The organism is Microcoleus sp. D3_18_C2, assembly GCF_036702395.1.
In the GTDB taxonomy this organism is placed as follows: Bacteria; Cyanobacteriota; Cyanobacteriia; order Cyanobacteriales; family Microcoleaceae; genus Microcoleus.
The window spans coordinates 83517-100524 of record NZ_JAUBTG010000017.1; the positions used below are offsets into that span (position 1 = coordinate 83517).

At 45.7% G+C, this 17008-nt stretch carries 12 protein-coding genes; 7 read left to right on the top strand and 5 right to left on the bottom strand.

What is annotated here, in order from left to right:
- Positions 1-77 precede the first annotated feature (77 nt).
- Both QUA88_RS13300 and QUA88_RS13305 read left to right on the top strand, forming a co-directional pair.
- Entirely contained in the window at positions 78-1019 is a 942-nt protein-coding gene (locus QUA88_RS13300; RefSeq protein WP_333055785.1) for a DNA polymerase beta superfamily protein, read from the top strand.
- A 119-nt stretch (positions 1020-1138) separates the two neighbouring features.
- A complete protein-coding gene (locus tag QUA88_RS13305; RefSeq protein WP_333272077.1) occupies positions 1139-1900 on the top strand; it encodes a nucleotidyltransferase domain-containing protein in 762 nt (253 codons plus the stop codon).
- Positions 1901-2208: 308 nt separating this feature from the next.
- Here the strand turns inward: QUA88_RS13305 and QUA88_RS13310 are convergent, their stop codons facing one another.
- Entirely contained in the window at positions 2209-2901 is a 693-nt protein-coding gene (locus QUA88_RS13310) for a hypothetical protein (protein ID WP_333263117.1), read from the bottom strand.
- Positions 2902-3513: 612 nt separating this feature from the next.
- Complete coding sequence (gene cobJ / locus QUA88_RS13315) at positions 3514-5310, bottom strand: precorrin-3B C(17)-methyltransferase (protein ID WP_333272080.1); 1797 nt, start codon at positions 5308-5310, stop codon at positions 3514-3516.
- 218 nt (positions 5311-5528) lie between these two features.
- Here cobJ and QUA88_RS13320 point away from each other — a divergent pair, with 218 nt between their 5' ends.
- The gene (locus tag QUA88_RS13320) at positions 5529-9452 is read left to right on the top strand and encodes a cobaltochelatase subunit CobN (RefSeq protein ID WP_333272083.1); all 3924 of its coding nucleotides are present in this window, start codon (positions 5529-5531) and stop codon (positions 9450-9452) included.
- Positions 9453-9550: 98 nt separating this feature from the next.
- On the opposite strand, the gene QUA88_RS13325 is transcribed toward QUA88_RS13320, so the two are convergent.
- The gene (locus tag QUA88_RS13325) at positions 9551-10210 is read right to left on the bottom strand and encodes a COP23 domain-containing protein (protein WP_333211737.1); all 660 of its coding nucleotides are present in this window, start codon (positions 10208-10210) and stop codon (positions 9551-9553) included.
- Positions 10211-10737: 527 nt separating this feature from the next.
- On the opposite strand from QUA88_RS13325, the gene QUA88_RS13330 reads away from it, so the two are divergent.
- The 4 genes from QUA88_RS13330 to QUA88_RS13345 all read left to right on the top strand — a co-directional run bounded on the left by QUA88_RS13330 (position 10738) and on the right by QUA88_RS13345 (position 15251).
- Positions 10738-12423 carry an NAD-binding protein gene (locus QUA88_RS13330; protein ID WP_333272086.1) on the top strand — a complete coding sequence of 562 codons (1686 nt, stop codon included), beginning with the start codon at positions 10738-10740 and terminating at the stop codon, positions 12421-12423.
- Positions 12424-12592: 169 nt separating this feature from the next.
- The gene (locus QUA88_RS13335; RefSeq protein WP_333272089.1) at positions 12593-14452 is read left to right on the top strand and encodes an N-acetylmuramoyl-L-alanine amidase; all 1860 of its coding nucleotides are present in this window, start codon (positions 12593-12595) and stop codon (positions 14450-14452) included.
- Positions 14453-14533: 81 nt separating this feature from the next.
- Positions 14534-14929 (top strand): SH3 domain-containing protein, encoded by a 396-nt coding sequence (locus QUA88_RS13340; protein WP_333055776.1) that lies wholly within the window; start codon positions 14534-14536, stop codon positions 14927-14929.
- A gap of 151 nt (positions 14930-15080) precedes the next feature.
- Entirely contained in the window at positions 15081-15251 is a 171-nt protein-coding gene (locus tag QUA88_RS13345; protein WP_333211731.1) for a hypothetical protein, read from the top strand.
- Positions 15252-15271: 20 nt separating this feature from the next.
- Here QUA88_RS13345 and QUA88_RS13350 read toward each other — a convergent pair whose 3' ends face one another.
- Together QUA88_RS13350 and QUA88_RS13355 are read right to left on the bottom strand one after the other, a co-directional pair.
- On the bottom strand, positions 15272-15832 hold the full coding sequence (locus QUA88_RS13350; RefSeq protein ID WP_333264127.1) for a Uma2 family endonuclease: 561 nt from the start codon (positions 15830-15832) through the stop codon (positions 15272-15274).
- Between the two features lie 78 nt (positions 15833-15910).
- Positions 15911-16888: a hypothetical protein gene (locus QUA88_RS13355; RefSeq protein WP_333234106.1), complete on the bottom strand. Its 978-nt coding sequence runs from the start codon at positions 16886-16888 to the stop codon at positions 15911-15913.
- Positions 16889-17008: the final 120 nt, after the last annotated feature.

The following is a 17008-nucleotide window of genomic DNA, read 5'->3' on the forward strand; positions in this document are numbered from 1 at the left end:
TCGCCCAAAACTTCCCTTATATACTACACCTATGCTACACTAACATTGTAGCTCGTGCTCCCGCAGGAGGTTCCCTCATGGCAAATGCCAATCTTCCTCAAAATTTCAACTTAATCCTACCCGCAGGAACCCAAATTGTCACCAGAATTGAGGTCAAAAACCCCGCCAGTGACCAATCTTGGAAACCGGGATTAGTAGGCGTCATCGTTCAATCGCCTACGGACAATTCCCACGCATATTTAGTCAAACTCCCAGACGGAACACAAGTTAGTCTGCGCCGGCACGAACTCAGTATCCGCAAGCAGTTTCAGAGCGAAGGATTGCAGTCAGGAGGAGATTTTCTTGCAGAATACAACCTCTATGATTCTGTAATTTACCGCTGCATTCTTGGTTCGAGAGCTTATGGGCTTGATAACGAGCAATCCGATACAGACAGACGCGGGATTTACCTGCCGCCGGCAATACTTCATTGGTCGCTTTACGGCATTCCAGAACAATTGGAAAATAAGCAAAATCAGGAATGCTATTGGGAACTGCAAAAGTTTCTAGTTTTGGCACTAAAAGCTAATCCAAATGTGCTAGAATGTTTGTACACGCCTTTAGTAGAAACAGTTTCTCCTGTAGCACAAGAATTGCTGGAAATTCGGGAAATGTTTCTTTCTCAATTGGTTTATCAAACTTACAATAGCTACGTTTTGTCTCAATTTAAAAAAATGGAGCAAGACCTCCGCAATACCGGGGAAATTCGTTGGAAGCACGCGATGCACTTAATTCGCTTGTTGCTGTCAGGAATTACGGTGCTTAAGGAGGGGTTTGTGCCCGTTCGCGTGCAGGATTATCGATCGCAACTTTTATCTATCCGCAACCAAGAAATATCCTGGGATGAGGTGAATCGCTGGCGGTTGAGTTTGCACGGTGAGTTCGATCGCGCTTTTGCTGCAACTTCCTTACCGGAACGTCCTAATTACGAGAAAGCGAACCTGTTTTTGATTAAATCTCGCAGAGGTGCGATCGGCTAAAAGGGGCGCGTTTACGAGATAATTAATTTGATACATATATGGTTGGTAAAACCCGCCCCTAGAGGTATTTGCGATTGTTTAACCGGAATTGAAATTAGCATTGATAAAATGTTGAAAAAATGACAGAATACATCTCTAATCTCGCCTCAATTATCTCCGTTCAGCCTTATCCGCTGCTGTTTGCGACTGTCAGCGGTTCGCACTTATACGGCTTTCCTTCTGCAGATTCTGACTTTGATTTGCGAGGAGTCCATATTTTGCCGTTACCAGAAGTAATTGGACTGATTTCGGGACAAGAAACAATAGAAGTTTCTGAGGTTCGGGAGGGAATGCAACTCGATTTAGTAACTCACGACATCAAGAAATTTTTTGAGTTGCTGTTGAAGCGCAACGGCTACGTGCTAGAACAACTGTATTCGCCGCTGATAGTTTACAGTACAAAGGAACACGAGGAATTAAAGGCTATTGCCTCTGGCTGCATAACCAAGCACCACAGCCATCACTATCTCGGTTTTGCTAAAACTCAATGGAAATTGTTTGAAAAAGAACGCCCGCGTCGGGTTAAGCCGCTGCTGTACGTTTACCGGGTGTTGCTGGCGGGGATTCACTTGATGCAAACGGGGGAAGTCGAGGCGAATTTGGTGAAACTTAATGATAAGTTCCAGTTGTCGTATATTCCTGATTTGATCGATCGCAAACTGGCTGGGGAGGAAAAATCTGTGCTGGAAGATACAGATATAGAATTTTATCAGCAAGAGCGCGATCGGCTACTTAATATATTAGAAGATGCAAGTTTTACAAGTCATTTGCCGTCAAATCCTAATGCAAAGGTTGCTCTTAACGATTTTTTGGTAAAGGTGAGGATGTCATCTGTGAACTAAGCTGTTCCACGTTTAATTAGTCTTTAGTGTAGCAAGCACCCTATATATTAGTCGTTTTGTGCGCCGAAGAGCACAGAACCTCTAGTCCAGTACACATCAGTACCAAATAAACCGGGTTTTTCATCCTGCTCATATCAAATCCGTTAGCATCGGAATAGTACATTCGACTTCACTGTTCACGGCGTTAACTGTTCATTGTTCACGGCGTCAACAGTCAACAGTCAACATCATGTATGAATGTTACCGGAAATGATATCAAAGGCCATAATGCAGTATTTTCGTGTCCATTAAACCCGGTTTTAAGTGATTCACCTTAATAGATTTGTGTTGGCTGTTGCGTTAAGGGCAGGTATGCCGGTATTTTGATGGTCGGTAACTGGTGAGTTTTTTCCTGGTATGTAAAAATTCCAACTTACGCCGCCTACATATGTCTTGATATATGAAGTCAAGGCGTGGATAAATATAACGATTGCTACCATTTCTAATGACTCTTCAATCGTCGTTGCTATCACGTAGGATATATCCCCCGGTCCCGCTGTATAAACTATGTATCCCGCTAGCATTTCCACTCCGATGGCTCCTCCAATATAAATAGCGGCGGCTGCAACAAACAATTTTCTCATTGAAACAGGAAGGTGCAACACGAACTTACTGTAGGAAAAAAGAAATATCGCTACTAGAAAACCGATCGGCACAATCCAAGTAAAGTAAAGAAATCCTGTGGCATTTAGCAGGTTTCGCATCGGGTAAACCAGCTTTTCGTGCAATTGACCAATTTCGTCTAAAGATAAAAATAGAAATATGAAGGATAAAATTTTCCAGTGATTCTTATAGCGATCGCTATCCAAATTTTTCGCATAGGCGATCGAACCCAGCAAGAGAGAACTAAACAGCAATGTCAAAAATGAGTAGAAGGTTGGAATGTTCCCCTCGTAATCAACGTTGAATCCATTTGCTAAGAAGTCTCTAGACGGGTAATCCGGCAAGAAGTACATAGTCATCTGACTTAAGAAAGATAGTACAACTAGACAGGCGACCACTCGAAGCAGCAACTGGGTTACAGATCCTGGAGTTAGAGGAATTTGGAATTTCATGTTTTCTTAACCGTTCTCTTAAGCTTTGTTTAAGGGAATCTTATCAAACGAAAAAAAAAATTCGGTCTACCCAAAGACAGAGAAGACTCCTAGTCGTGAAGGGTCTTTTTTTGTAACCGTAAAATTATCTTAAGATTAAGAAGTTTAGCAGACATCGATCGCCCTTAATTTTCTTGTGGCTATATAAAAACCTTTTTGTTTCCTGAGATTTAAATTAGAGATAACCCAAAATGAAGCTGAAATCCTTACTACGGTTGAGTCGATATCTAAATTCGATCTATATCTGCCAAAAAAACTCGGCTTCAGGAAGCCGAGATCCCTCAGTACCGAGGATTTCTGTAATCAAAGGCGATCGCATCTCAATCGAGAGTGACAACTATGAGATGAAATAAGAGGTCGATCGAGTGATTTGCCGCCATTTGTTAACCTAGACTTTCCCCACCGAGAGCAAAATATTTCCTTGTCAAAGTCAATTAGCTTTCAGTCAATTGCTGATTTCCGAAGCTTTTGCTGCTTTACTTATTTTTCGTACCTGCGCGGCGTGTAAACCCAAACATCTCCATATTTGCGGGGAATAATCCGAGTCTGACTGGAACCGACAATCACTAAAGTTCTCATGTCAGCGTCTTGGGGCTGGAATTCGCCGAGGGTGCAAACCCGCACAGATTGACCGGGCCGGCCGAGGTTTCGCCCTAGTACGACGGGGGTTTTAGCATCGCGACTTTGCAACAAAATCTCGATCGCCCTTGCGAGTTGCCAAATCCGCTGTTTCGAGATGGGATTGTAAAATGCGATCGCGAAATCTGCGATCGCAGCAGCAGAAATCCGCTGTTCAATGACCTCCCAAGGCTTGAGAATATCCGAAAGCGAAATCACGCAAAAATCGTGTCCGAGGGGTGCTCCGATCGCAGCAGCGGCCGCCTGCATGGCTGAAATGCCCGGTGCCACCCGAATATCGATGCCTTGCCATTCGGGTTTGGCATCAAAGTCGATCGCCTCAAACACCGCTGCAGCCATCGCAAAAATACCCGGATCTCCCGACGAAACGACGGCGACAGATTTGCCGGATGCTGCTAAATCTAGGGCAAAACGGGCGCGATCGATCTCTTCGCGGTTGTCGGAATCGTGCCGATTTTGCCCTTCCCGCAAGGTTCCAGCTAAATCGAGATAGAACTTGTAACCCACCCAATCCGTGGCTTCGCGCAGAATTTCCTTAACTTCCGGCGACATCCAGGGCGCGCCGCCAGGGCCGGTACCGACGATCGCCAGTTTGCCGCGGCTAATGCCGATCGCCCTAGCATCAAAGGGTTCGGCGGCCAGGGCGATCGCGCAATTCAGGGCTAAAGTGCGATCGCATTCGATTAAGTGACTGTTTGCACCGGCTGCTGTCAGGGCAATTTGTGCGGCCTTATTTTCGATGAATTCAATTGAGTCTAATTCGACAAGTTCGGATAGATTGAAAAAGCGGACGGGGACTTTAAAATATTGTGAAACTGCTTCAAGTGCCGGATTTCCCATCTCATCTTTTAATGCAAAAAATCCCGCAACGGAAGCTGGGGCCAAACCTGCATTTTCCAAGACTTGCTGGACAAATGAAACCGCTATTTCTGGCTCAATATTCGATAGCTTTGTGAGTGCAACTGCTGCAATTTGCGGATGGTAAACTAAACAATCGGGCGTTGGCGCAATTGCTTTTTCGGTGACGCGGATCGTCAATTTTGCGTCGGGGGCGATCCTCTTCGTTGGCGTAGCCCCCGTAGGGGCGGGCTTCGCTAACGGCAAATTGCTCTCAGAAAGCCAGCTTGCAGCCCCTTCTAGGCGTACTTTTGCCCCGGCGAGCAAATTTGAAATAAAAGTCTTCGCGTCCTCTGGATTCGCTAAAGAATAGCCTTGGGGAGGACTCAGCAGCGCGGTGCGAAATCGAATATCTCCGGTGGTGGTAATTGCAGGTTGTACGCCCAGGGCGGCTGCAATCTCTCTGGCCAAATCATTAACGCCGTGCAAACCGCCCAGCAGCGGTACGACGGCGCTTCCGTCTTCTGCGACGGCTAAAACTGGCGGTTCGGCGCGTTTGTCTGACAGCAGCGGGGCGAGGGTGCGGATGATTATTCCGGCGGCGCAGATGGCGATGATTGGGGTTTCTGTTGCGAATAATTCCCGCAATGTTTCGCCGAAGTTGCTAAAGTTGATGTCTGTGTTGGAAGTGCGATCGATTAAACCGTAAATCTGGGAACCGGGGAAATGTGCGGAGATTTTTTTGGCGATCGGCAGGCTGTTTTGACCTAAGATAACTATTGCGGGAGGAACTCGAACCATTTTAGATTTTAGATTTTAGATTTTAGATTTTATGAGAGTTGCGACGGAAATTAGGAATTGATAATTGATAATTGGTAATGTAGGGGCGGGTTCGCCAAGGTCTGCAATACAACACCAGAAATCTACTAAACCCGCCCCACCCCCACCGAGGATGCTATCTAATATAATATAACCTAATTAAAACAGGCTACAATCAATAAATATTTCGAGGTTTGGCTGTGAAACGCATTGTCTTAATTGCAGGGTTTGAATCTTTTAATGCTGATTTGTACCGCAAAGCTGCCGAGTTGGCTGTTTCTGGCTGTCAGGGATTGGAAGTACGGGTTTTTAGCGATCGCGCCCTCGCAGACGAACCTGACGCTGTAGCAGCCGCCCTCTCGAATGCTGATGTATTTTTCGGGAGTTTGCTGTTTGATTACGATGCGGTAATATGGCTGCGGGAAAGGGTACAAAATATTCCGATTCGCCTGGTTTTTGAGTCGGCTTTGGAATTGATGAGTCTTACTCAAATCGGCGCTTTTAAAATTGGCGACAAACCGAAGGGAATGCCGAAGCCGGTTAAGTTTATTCTGGATAAGTTCAGCAATGGGCGAGAAGAAGATAAGCTGGCTGGTTATATCAGCTTTTTGAAGGTGGGGCCGAAGTTATTAAAATATGTGCCGGTGCAAAAAGTGCAAGATTTGCGAAACTGGCTGATTATTTATGGTTACTGGAATGCGGGCGGTGCGGATAATGTTGTCTCGATGTTTTGGATTATTGCCGAAAAATATTTGGGGCTGAAAGTTGCAGAAATTCCGCCGCCTGTGGAAACTCCCAATATGGGTTTATTGCATCCTGATTATAATGGTTATTTTGAATCGCCTCGGCAATATTTGGATTGGTATCTCGGTAATCAAATGAGTAGAAGCGGGCAAGATGCCCGTTCCACAAAAGAGGCTAGACATCTTGATAGAAAGGGTTATAACGGGCAAGATGCCCGTTCCACAAAATTTGAGACTAATTTGTCTGAAAATTTAGATCGGGTTTCTAACGGGCAAGATGCCCGTTCCACAAAATTTGAGACCAATTGGTCTCAAAATTCAGACAGAGGAAAATCCCCTGTTGTGGGCATCTTGCTTTACCGCAAACACGTTATCACCAAGCAGCCTTATATTCCTCAATTGATTCGCTATTTTGAAGATGCGGGAATTGTGCCTTTGCCGATTTTTATCAATGGCGTTGAAGGCCATGTGGCGGTGCGGGATTGGATGACTACTGCTGATGAAACTGCGCGCCGAAAACAAGGCAATATTGAAACTCTTTCGCTTTCTAAAGATGCTGTGGAAGTTGATGCGATTGTTTCTACTATTGGCTTTCCTTTGGTTGGCGGGCCTGCTGGTTCGATGGAGGGTGGAAGGCAGGTGGAAGTTGCTAAGCGTATTTTAACTGCTAAAAATGTACCTTATTTTGTGTCCGCACCTCTGCTGATTCAGGATATCCATTCTTGGACTCGTCAGGGGATTGGAGGTTTGCAAAGTGTGGTATTGTATGCTTTGCCTGAGTTGGATGGTGCGATCGATCCTGTTCCCCTGGGCGGTTTGGTGGGTGAGGATATTTATCTGGTTCCCGATCGGGCGAAACGCCTGACAAGTAGAATTAACAATTGGGTGAAACTACGTCAAACTCCGCCATCTGAAAGGAAAATTGCGATTATTCTCTACGGGTTTCCTCCCGGTTACGGGGCGGCGGGTACGGCTGCTTTATTAAATGTACCGAAATCGCTGCTAAATTTCCTGCACAAACTTCAAGCAGCAGGTTATACAGTTGGAGAAATTCCGGCTGACGGTGAGGAGTTAATTCGCAGGGTGAAAGAAGCGGATGAAGCTACTTGTGAGGGGCAAGATGCCCGTACCACAAAAGAGACTGTTAATGTCAAAACTTTAGAAAAATGGCTGGGCTATCTGTTAACAAGTCGTATCGAAAAACAGTGGAAATCTTTAACGGGTACTGGAATTAAGACAGACGGCGACGAGTTCCAAATCGGTGGCATTCAACTGGGCAATGTTTGGATAGGTTTGCAGCCGCCGCTGGGAATTTCGGGCGATCCGATGCGCTTAATGTTCGATCGCGATTTGACGCCTCACCCTCAATATGCTGCTTTTTACAAGTGGCTGCAAAATGATTTGCAAGCTGATGCTGTGGTTCACTTCGGAATGCACGGCACTGTTGAATGGTTGCCGGGATCTCCTCTGGGAAATACTGGCTATTCTTGGTCGGATATTCTGTTGGGAAGTTTGCCGAATCTTTATATCTATGCTGCCAACAATCCCTCGGAATCGATGTTGGCAAAACGGCGCGGTTACGGTGTTTTGATTTCTCACAACGTGCCGCCCTACGGCCGCGCGGGATTGTACAAGGAATTGATGGCTTTGCGGGATTTGATTGCGGAATATCGGGAAGATACGGCTAAGAATTATGTGCTGAAAGAGGCTATTTGTAAGAAAATTTTAGATAGCGGTTTGGAGGCTGATTGTCCGTTTGAGGATGCTCGAAAATTGGGGATTGCTTTTAGTTTTGAGAATGTGGGAATGTTCAGTGCTGATGCTTTTAACCGCTATTTGGTGAAGCTTTACGAGTATTTGCAGGTGGTGGAATCTCGCTTGTTTTCTTCGGGTTTGCACGTTCTTGGGGAACCGCCTAATTCTGAGGAAATGACCTCTTATCTTGAGGCTTATTTTGGGGAGAGGTTATCACAGGAACAGGTGCAAAAACTGGTTTTTGAAGAAAATGAACCGCAGAGGCGCAGAGGGCGCAGAGAGGAAGAGAAAGAGGGGTTGGGTGGGGTTTTTGAGGAGGGTTTGTTGGTGCGTGATTTGTTGTTGCAAACGACGGATGAGTTGACTAATCTTTTGCGGGGTTTGAATGGGGAATATATTCTGCCTGCACCGGGTGGGGATTTGTTGCGGGATGGGGCTGGGGTGTTGCCAACTGGCAGGAATATTCATGCTTTAGACCCTTATCGGATGCCTTCTCCTGCTGCTTATGAAAGGGGGCGCGAAATTGCTCGGAAAATTATCGACAAGCACCTTGAGGAACAGGGGAATTATCCTGAGACTGTGGCGGTGATGTTGTGGGGTTTGGATGCGATTAAAACGCGGGGCGAATCTATTGGAATTATGCTGGAATTGGTGGGGGCTGAACCTCTAAAAGAAGGTACTGGCCGCATTGTTCGCTATGAATTAAAACCGTTAGCTGAGGTCGGTCATCCCCGGATTGATGTGTTGGGAAATCTTTCGGGGATTTTCCGTGATAGCTTTGTGAATATTATTGAATTGTTGGATGATTTGTTCGTGCGGGCGGCGGATGCTGATGAACCGGAATCGGAGAATTTTATTCGCAAACACGCTTTGATTTTGCAGGCAAAAGGTGTGCAGAATTATTCGGCAAGGTTGTTTTCTAATCCGGCTGGGGATTTTGGTTCTTTGGTTAACGATAGGGTTGTTGATGGTAGTTGGGAATCGGGGGATGAGTTGGGGAAAACTTGGGAAAGTCGCAATGTTTTTAGTTACGGGAGGAAGGATAAGGGGGAAGCGAGGCCGGAGGTTTTGACTCAGTTGTTGCAAGGGTGCGATCGCATAATTCAAGAAATTGATTCTGTGGAATACGGTTTGACTGATATTCAAGAGTATTATGCGAATACTGGCGGCTTGAAGAAAGCCGCAGAAAAGCAACGCGGCAAAAAAGTCAATACCAGTTTTGTAGAAAGTTTTTCTCAGGATACAACTCCGCGCAATTTAGAAGATTTGCTGCGTTTGGAATATCGAACTAAGTTGCTAAATCCTAAGTGGGCTAACGCGATGGTCAATCAAGGTTCGGGCGGCGCTTATGAAATTTCGCAGCGGATGACGGCGTTAATTGGTTGGGGCGGAACGGCTGATTTTACTGATAGTTGGGTGTACGAACAAGCTGCGGATACTTATGCTTTAGATCAGGAAATGGCGCAGAAGTTGCGGGAGGCTAATCCTGAAGCTTTTCGCAATATTGTAGGGCGAATGTTGGAGGCTAACGGACGTGGTTTTTGGCAGCCGAATGCGGATAAATTACAGCAGTTGCGCGAGTTGTACGAGTTAACTGATGAGAAGATTGAAGGGGTGACAGTGTAGTTTTTTTAGTCTAAATATTTAGGGGCGGGCTAGAAGCCCAACCCCTACTCCCCACAATAGTTTCAAAATTTGTCAGGTGCAAGTTAGAGGCGCGGCTATTAAATACCCCGATCGCCCTGCGGTTTTGCTACAGGAACTGACGGTTTCTTGTTGGGAGAATTAAAAGCTCGATCGACCATATCTCCAAAGGGAACAAACTGCGGTGCAGCCGATGGAGCTCCGGTTCTGAACACTGCCACGGGCCCGCTGCCGTCTTGGGCAAAATTAATCAATTTCGTTAAAGCATCACCGGGATTTTTAGCATTGCGCTTGTCTAGGGTGAAAAGCAGATTTTGAGAGTTGCAGCGCCCCCGTCCGTTCACGTAACAAACTACTGGCAAGTTATTAACAATTCCTGTTGTTAACTGCAAGTTGCTCAATCTGCCGCCATTCTGGGCAACAGCTTTGGTCAATCTATTGGAAACAATTTGACAGCGCTGCCAAGGTGTATATTCCCGGCCGAACTCGGTAGATTTCCACAGAATCATTGGATCTGTCGTGACATTTCCCCGGCGCGCAATTGTGACAAAATTCCGACCGGAAGTAACGCACTGAAATGTTGTTCTAGTGCTATTCCAAGAGTTGCTGGCTGGATCTGCTTGCACTTGGCTTGCAAAGGCGACAGTACCGACGAAAACTAAAGCGGATGCTAATAAGGGTGCAGTCAATTTCATAATAACTCCTGCCGCTAAGGCAGCTAAATTTATGTAGGAAGTCATAGTTGTAGGGACAGGGCAGTGTCTATTGGTGTCAACTTAAGGTTAAACCGGTAGTCCGCCAGGGAATGAATTCCCTGCCTCAAAGCTAAAGTCCTCTAAAGAGGACTGAGAAAAAGACTGTTAAACTCATTAGTCCTCATAGCGAGGACTTTCGCTATTAGGCAGGGGTTTTAACCCCTGCCGGACTAGGGGTTTAACCTTAAGTTGTGACTAATAGGCAGTGTCCTGTCCCTACCTATTCAAATTCCGCTGGTTGGCTGTCGCACCCGGATATTTTTCAAATATTAAATCAGGTTAGTTGCACCTCATGTCTGTAGGTACATGGCAGTGTGGTGTGTTTATTTCAACACTTGGGAACGCGGCTTTAGAAACACGGCACAGCTTTTTCTTTGTTTCCAACACTTCGAGACTGTGGCACAAGTATCCTAGATAGTGTTTTTAGCTACATTCTGCAAAGCCACGACAGTCAACAATGGTAAGTAAAATTACAAAGGACAGCTCCGAAATTGGCTGGCAAATAACTTTTTATGAAACCTCGAATCATTGTTTGCGGGTTGGGGCACACGGGCCACAAGATTTTTTGTTTGTTGAGACAGCAAGGAGCGATTGTGGTTGGTATTAGCGATCGCCCAATTCGCGGCGAAACTTCTGATGTGGTTGTCGGTAATTTGCAAGCAGCTTCTACCTTGTTGACGGCAGGCATTCAAAACGCTCACACTTTAGTAATTGCAGGAGACGATGATGCTGTGAATTTGGCAATTTTGATGCAAGCGAGGATTCTCAATCCTCAGATTCGCATTATCAACAGATTGTTCAATACTAGCTTGGGCGACAGGATTGACCACACTTTGCCCGATCACGCTTCCATGAGCGTTTCATCATTGGCTGCTCCGGTTTTTGCCTTTGCGGCTCTCGGCAATCAGGCGATCGGACAGTTGCGTTTGTTCGATCGCACTTGGCCGATTCACGAAGAATATATCGATGAAACACATCCTTGGAAAAATCGCAAACTCAGCGATTTGTGGGACGATCGATCGCGAATGTTGATTTATTATCTCCCGGCTGCTAACAAAACTGATTTAGTATCGGCGGTGCTTGCCGATCGGCAGTGTCAGCAGGGCGATCGGCTAATTGTTGCAACTCAGCCGACTCTCCACAGCCCCCAAAAAACTTTAACTCAAAAACTGCTCAAAACATTAACTAGGCTGCACAGATTTCAGCAGCACAGCCAAGCAGCAGTAATTGTTGTACTGACGCTGCTGGCCATGATTGCCGTTGCTACTGCCACCTATATTTGTGTTGACGAGCATATCTCAATTGTCGATTCTCTCTATTTTTCAGTAGGGATGATTACCGGAGCCGGAGGCCATGAAAAAGTAGCCGAACAAGCTCCCGAAAGCATTAAACTATTTACAATTGTCATGATGTTAGTTGGAGCCGGCATCATCGGCATCTGCTACGCACTGCTCAACGATTATGTATTGGGAACTCGCTTTACCGAATATTGGGATGTGGCGCGAGTGCCGCAGCGCCATCATTACATTATCTGCGGGCTCGGAGGAATAGGTATCCAAATTGCTAAAGAACTGCACACTAACGGTTACGATATTGTGGCGAGCGAGCAAGATCCAAACTGCCGATTTCTGAGCACGGCTCGCTCAATGAAAATTCCGGTCATTCAGGGAAGTGCCAGTTTGCCCGCAACTTTGGAAGCTGCTAATGTTAAGCAAGCGGCAGCACTTTTGGCTGTTACTAGCAGCGATATGTCTAATGTCGAAATTGCATTGAGCGCTAAAGGATTGGCACCAAAACTATCAGTTATTGTCCGCAATCAAGACCCACATTTTGCTTTGATGGTGCAGCAAGTTTTTGAGTTTGAAGGAGTTTTGAACCCGACGGAATTGGCTGCTCCTGCTTTCGCGGCGGCGGCAATTGGAGGCAGAATTTTGGGTAACGGAATGACTGCTGACAGTCTCTGGGTTTGCTTGGCCACCTTGATTACGCCAAACCATCCTTTCTGTGGCCACCGTATTCAAGATGCTGCTAAGTCTGCTGATTTTGTGCCTCTTTATGTGGAAACTAAGTGTCAAACTCTCCACGGCTGGGATTTACTAAATTGTTGTCTGAGTACGGGGGATGTTTTGTATCTGACGATGCCGGCGAATCGGTTGGATCAACTGTGGAGAACGACCTCTGAACTAATTAAAACTTAATGGTTTTACGCGGGAATTTATATTGCCGATCGCTCAATTGCAACTACAAACCTGATAAAATGAGCCGTGTCTAGTAAATAAGACTTACGGCTAATCCTCAGAAATCCGGTTTCTTAGGGCAAGTTCTAGTATAAATAACCCACAGAGTGTCAATTAGTTGCGATGTAGAATGAGAAAATTTTTAGGATTAGTTGTGTTTGGCCTGATAATGGCGATCGCCTCTGTAGCTGTCGCCGCTCAACCTTTGTTTCTCGCTTATCCTCCCGCCAACCACAAAACTACAGCCGATCGCATCTTTTTAATCGGCACAGCGCCCGCACCGGGACAAGTTTTAGTAAATGGCAACCAAATTTCGCGCACGGCAGTCGGTCATTTCGCCCCGACTTTTCCGCTGCAACTCGGCGAAAATCTCTTTACCTTGCGTTACGAAAATCAGGAAGTCAAAATTAAGGTGACGCGCGAGTCTAATCAGCCGGTAGCCCCTGTAGGATTGGCTTTTGCTAAAGATTCCCTGACGCCGAAAGTCGATGTCGCGAGTTTGCCGGGGGAATATATTTGCTTTGGGGCGATCGCACCGGCGAATGCTCAAGTTTCAGTAAAATTGGCGGGTATTACTATTCCTTTAAAAGCGCGATCGCAAGTGGAACTACCCGATAACAAATCTGTACTGTTAGGTGAAAACTCCCCGATCGAAAAAGGCGGCAGCGAACAGTATCAAGGCTGCGGTAAAACCCCCCCCAACCCCCCCTTGCTAAGGGGGGGCAATGAGTCTAATGCCGCCTTGCCAACGGGGGGCAATGAGTCTAACTCCTCGCTACTAAAAGGAGAAAAAGTGGATTTGGGAGTGCCTGTATTTGAGCTAACAATGAACGGTCAAACTATCAGCCAACAAGGTACTGGCAAGATTTCTATTCTGTCTCCGGCGGATTTAGAAATAGCAGAAGTAACGGCCGATCCGGGTGTTGCCCGAACCGGGGCGAGTACAGATTTTTCTCGGATGACACCGCTGCCGAAGGGAACGCGAGCAACAATTATTGGGCGCGAGGGAGAATGGCTCAGACTTGATTACGGTGCTTGGATTAAAGCATCGGAAGTGCAAATTGTCAAGGATGCAGTGCCTCCGCGATCGATTATTCGCAGCGCGCGATCGCGTCAAGTTTCCGGCTGGACAGAGGTCTTATTTCCCTTAGAAACACCCGTCCCAGTCACCGTGCAGGAAGGAGAACGCACTTTCACCTTAACCCTGTACAATACCACCGCTCAAACTGACATTATTCGCCTCGACGATGACCCGGTAATTTCGCGTTTGGAATGGCAACAAATATCGCCACTGCAAGTACAATACACTTTTAATCTCAAATCTGCCCAACAGTGGGGCTATAAATTGAGATACGACGGCACAACTTTAGTGCTGTCTTTAAAACACCCGCCGGTGAATACAAGCATGATGCCTGTGTCGCAAGCAAAACCGCTGTCGGGAATTAAGATTCTCATCGATCCGGGACACGGCGGGCCGCAGGATGGAGGTGCTGTGAGCCCAGTGGGAATTAGGGAAAAAACGGTAGCTTTAACGGTGTCGAAATTGGTGCAACAGGAATTGGTAAATCGGGGCGCGAATGTGCTAATGACGCGGGTAGAAGATGTCGATTTGGATTTGCCGCCAAGGGTGGAAATGATTCAAAAAGAAGAACCTGCGATCGCAATTTCAATTCACTACAATGCTTTGCCGGATAACGGCGACGCCATTAATACTAAAGGCGTCGGCGCTTTCTGGTTTCACCCGCAAGCGCACAGTTTGGCAATGTTTTTGCACAATTATTTAGTTGCCAAGTTGAACCGTCCGAGCTATGGTGTATTCTGGAACAACTTAGCCATGACTCGTCCTGCAGTTGCTCCATCTGTTTTAATGGAATTGGGATTTATGATCAATCCCGAAGAGTTTGAATGGATTGTGAATCCGACAGAACAGAAGAAGTTAGCCGCGGCGATCGCCCAAGGTGTTACCGAATGGTTTGCCTCTGTCAAATAACAGTTAGTAGTAAGGACTGAAGTCATTATAAAAAAAATTATAGTCAGGACTTCAGTTCAGCCAATCCAAGGAAATGAAATAATGCTAATTTTCACTCAATCAAAAGCCTTTTTTATTGCAGCCGTCGTTGCAAGTTTTAGCTTCTCACTTTACAGTTTTCCTGTTTTCGGCAAGCAGCAAAGTCTGGCTCCCGCAAAAGCAGAAGCTTTAAAAAAGCAAACTCAATGCTCGTTTATTACTGGTGAAGGTGGCGCTATTAACATTCGCAAAGGCCCAGGCAATCAGTACCCAGTTGTTGCTAAATTGAAAAGGGGAGACGGAGTTAGGGCTGTCAGCAGACAAGGTAAGTGGGTGAAAATTGCGGCCAGATTTTCAGGTAATCCTCCTAATGAAACTTTGACAATCCTTGACGGTTGGGTGAGCAATCAATTTATTAATGGCTGTTCCGAAGACCAATTTGACAGGTGGCGGAAATAGGGAATTTCCTAGGGGCGGGTTTTACAGACAATATATGTAGGGGCGGGTTTTACAGACAATATATAACGAGTACAAACAATCTATATAAACCCGCCCCCACACCACCAATAACTACATGAACCTTGATTTCGATCGCAGTAGAAAAACATAGATGGGGATTTACAGTTGGGTAGGGGCGGGTTTACTAGATTGTCGATTATTGACAATAATTGTCGGTGAAACCCGCCCCTACGATCGGCGGTTGAAACCGCAACTACACTTGCCTTGCTTCGGCGCAACGCGAGACTTTAAAAAAGGAGATTTAAAACCGGATGTCATGTAAAAAAAGACGATCGCCCTGATTCATTCTTGCATTCTCAACCAGCTAAACACCTGTTCGGCGGTGATATTCAGGGGAATCATTTCGGGCACAGGAACGACATCGCTACCTTCGCAGAATTGCGGTTGTTGGTTGGGCAAAAACGCTAAAATCGATCGATCGTCTGGATCGATTAGCCACCCCAACTGACAATTATGTTGCAGACAGTGAATAATTTTTCTAGTTACGCGATTTGAGCTTTGTTGTGGCGACAGGATTTCGATCGCCCAATACGGCGCAATTCGCACATCATCGACTGGTTCACCGCTCTCATCAAATTGAATTTGTTCCCACAATAGTACCGCAATATCTGGAACAATCGATCGACCGCCAAACGTACACCGCAACTCTGGAAACGCATAAGCTATCTTGGGAGTTTCCGTCACCTGATTAATTTCGTTGCAGGCTTTTAATCGCAATAAGCTATGCTTTGTTTTCGGCATAGGTTTTTGGATAATATCCCCCTCAATATATTCGCTAGCAGGTTTGGTTTCTGGCAGTTTCAGAAATTCTTCAAGGGTGAGGCGCTCAGTTGCGATCGTCATAAATAAATTCCTCGATTCTACCTATCTTCACTGTAATCCAAAAAATATTTATTTGGCATAAAAATTTTGTTTAACAGCCTATTTTTGCGGAACAAACTGCTGCTTAAATTCAAATAAATTAGGATTTTCCGGTTCATAAAAAGCCCGTAACCAATGCACATTTGGAGAACCAAAAGTTTCAACTCTAGTAAAATTTTTCATTCTCGGTAATTGAGTCTCATCGGTAAAATATGGTAAAGGTTTATCGATGCGGAAATAGTGAGTATCGCCGTGAACGAATACAACCTGCCCTGGGAAATTGCCTGTTTCTGTTTCCAGAGTTGCGATAAAATCGTTGTAGCCGCTTCTTCTTTTGTCCGTCGGATCGAGTTCAAATCCCGGATTTGCCTGTGCAACTAACACAATTCCTTTGCTGTTGCTGCGTTTGGCTAAAGCAAAACATTCTTTGATCCAGGCTAAGTTAGCCCAATTGCGATCGGCATATTCTGCATCTGCTTCGGGAGTGCGGCCAAAATTGTTGTTGCTTCCCGGCATATTAATCGCCAAAAACACAACGCCATGATAAATCCAGCGAACATTTTCGCGGAATTTAGCAAACTGCGGGTTTTCGCTTTGACGGGTGAGAGTTAAGGTGCGCTTTCCCAAACTTTGATTACCGTTGCTAAATATTTCCCGCAGTTTAGCGAGTCTTTCTACTGGATCGTAACTGCCGTTTTTTGAACGGTGGCAATCCGTCCATTCATTGTCACCATAAGCTAGAATAAACGGCATCTCAAAATTGTCAAATAACTGCTTGCGGCTGACAAACGTTGCATCATCGCACACACTAGAACCGTTTTTAATGTCGCCGTCGTGGACGACAAACGCTGCGGGCGATCGATTGATATCTGCAATCAAACTCGGAAATTGTGCTTCCTGTTCGGCACTGTAGGGCAAATCGCCAATCAAGGCAAATTCAAAAGGTTTATCGGCCCAACTTTCAGCATAGCTCAAAGTACCTAAACCGATAACAGATGCAAAAATGATAAATCCAATAATCAAATATTTTTTAAACATTCCTTCTCCAGTAGCCAGCAAACCATCGATATCCTAACAAAACTTGTCAACATCTCTGTTTTCTTCTTTTCCTCTGTGTTCTCTGTGCTCTCTGTGGTTCAAAAAAAAAAACTGCCTAAA

Coding starts and splice junctions, on each gene's coding strand:
- QUA88_RS13310 (WP_333263117.1), bottom strand. CDS start 2,901: ATGACTATGTACTTCTTGCCGGATTACCCGTCTAGAGACTTCTTAGCA.
- QUA88_RS13305 (WP_333272077.1), top strand. CDS start 1,139: ATGACAGAATACATCTCTAATCTCGCCTCAATTATCTCCGTTCAGCCT.
- QUA88_RS13300 (WP_333055785.1), top strand. CDS start 78: ATGGCAAATGCCAATCTTCCTCAAAATTTCAACTTAATCCTACCCGCA.
- cobJ (WP_333272080.1), bottom strand. CDS start 5,310: ATGGTTCGAGTTCCTCCCGCAATAGTTATCTTAGGTCAAAACAGCCTG.
- QUA88_RS13325 (WP_333211737.1), bottom strand. CDS start 10,210: ATGACTTCCTACATAAATTTAGCTGCCTTAGCGGCAGGAGTTATTATG.
- QUA88_RS13340 (WP_333055776.1), top strand. CDS start 14,534: ATGCTAATTTTCACTCAATCAAAAGCCTTTTTTATTGCAGCCGTCGTT.
- QUA88_RS13355 (WP_333234106.1), bottom strand. CDS start 16,888: ATGTTTAAAAAATATTTGATTATTGGATTTATCATTTTTGCATCTGTT.
- QUA88_RS13350 (WP_333264127.1), bottom strand. CDS start 15,832: ATGACGATCGCAACTGAGCGCCTCACCCTTGAAGAATTTCTGAAACTG.
- QUA88_RS13330 (WP_333272086.1), top strand. CDS start 10,738: ATGAAACCTCGAATCATTGTTTGCGGGTTGGGGCACACGGGCCACAAG.
- QUA88_RS13335 (WP_333272089.1), top strand. CDS start 12,593: ATGAGAAAATTTTTAGGATTAGTTGTGTTTGGCCTGATAATGGCGATC.
- QUA88_RS13345 (WP_333211731.1), top strand. CDS start 15,081: ATGGGGATTTACAGTTGGGTAGGGGCGGGTTTACTAGATTGTCGATTA.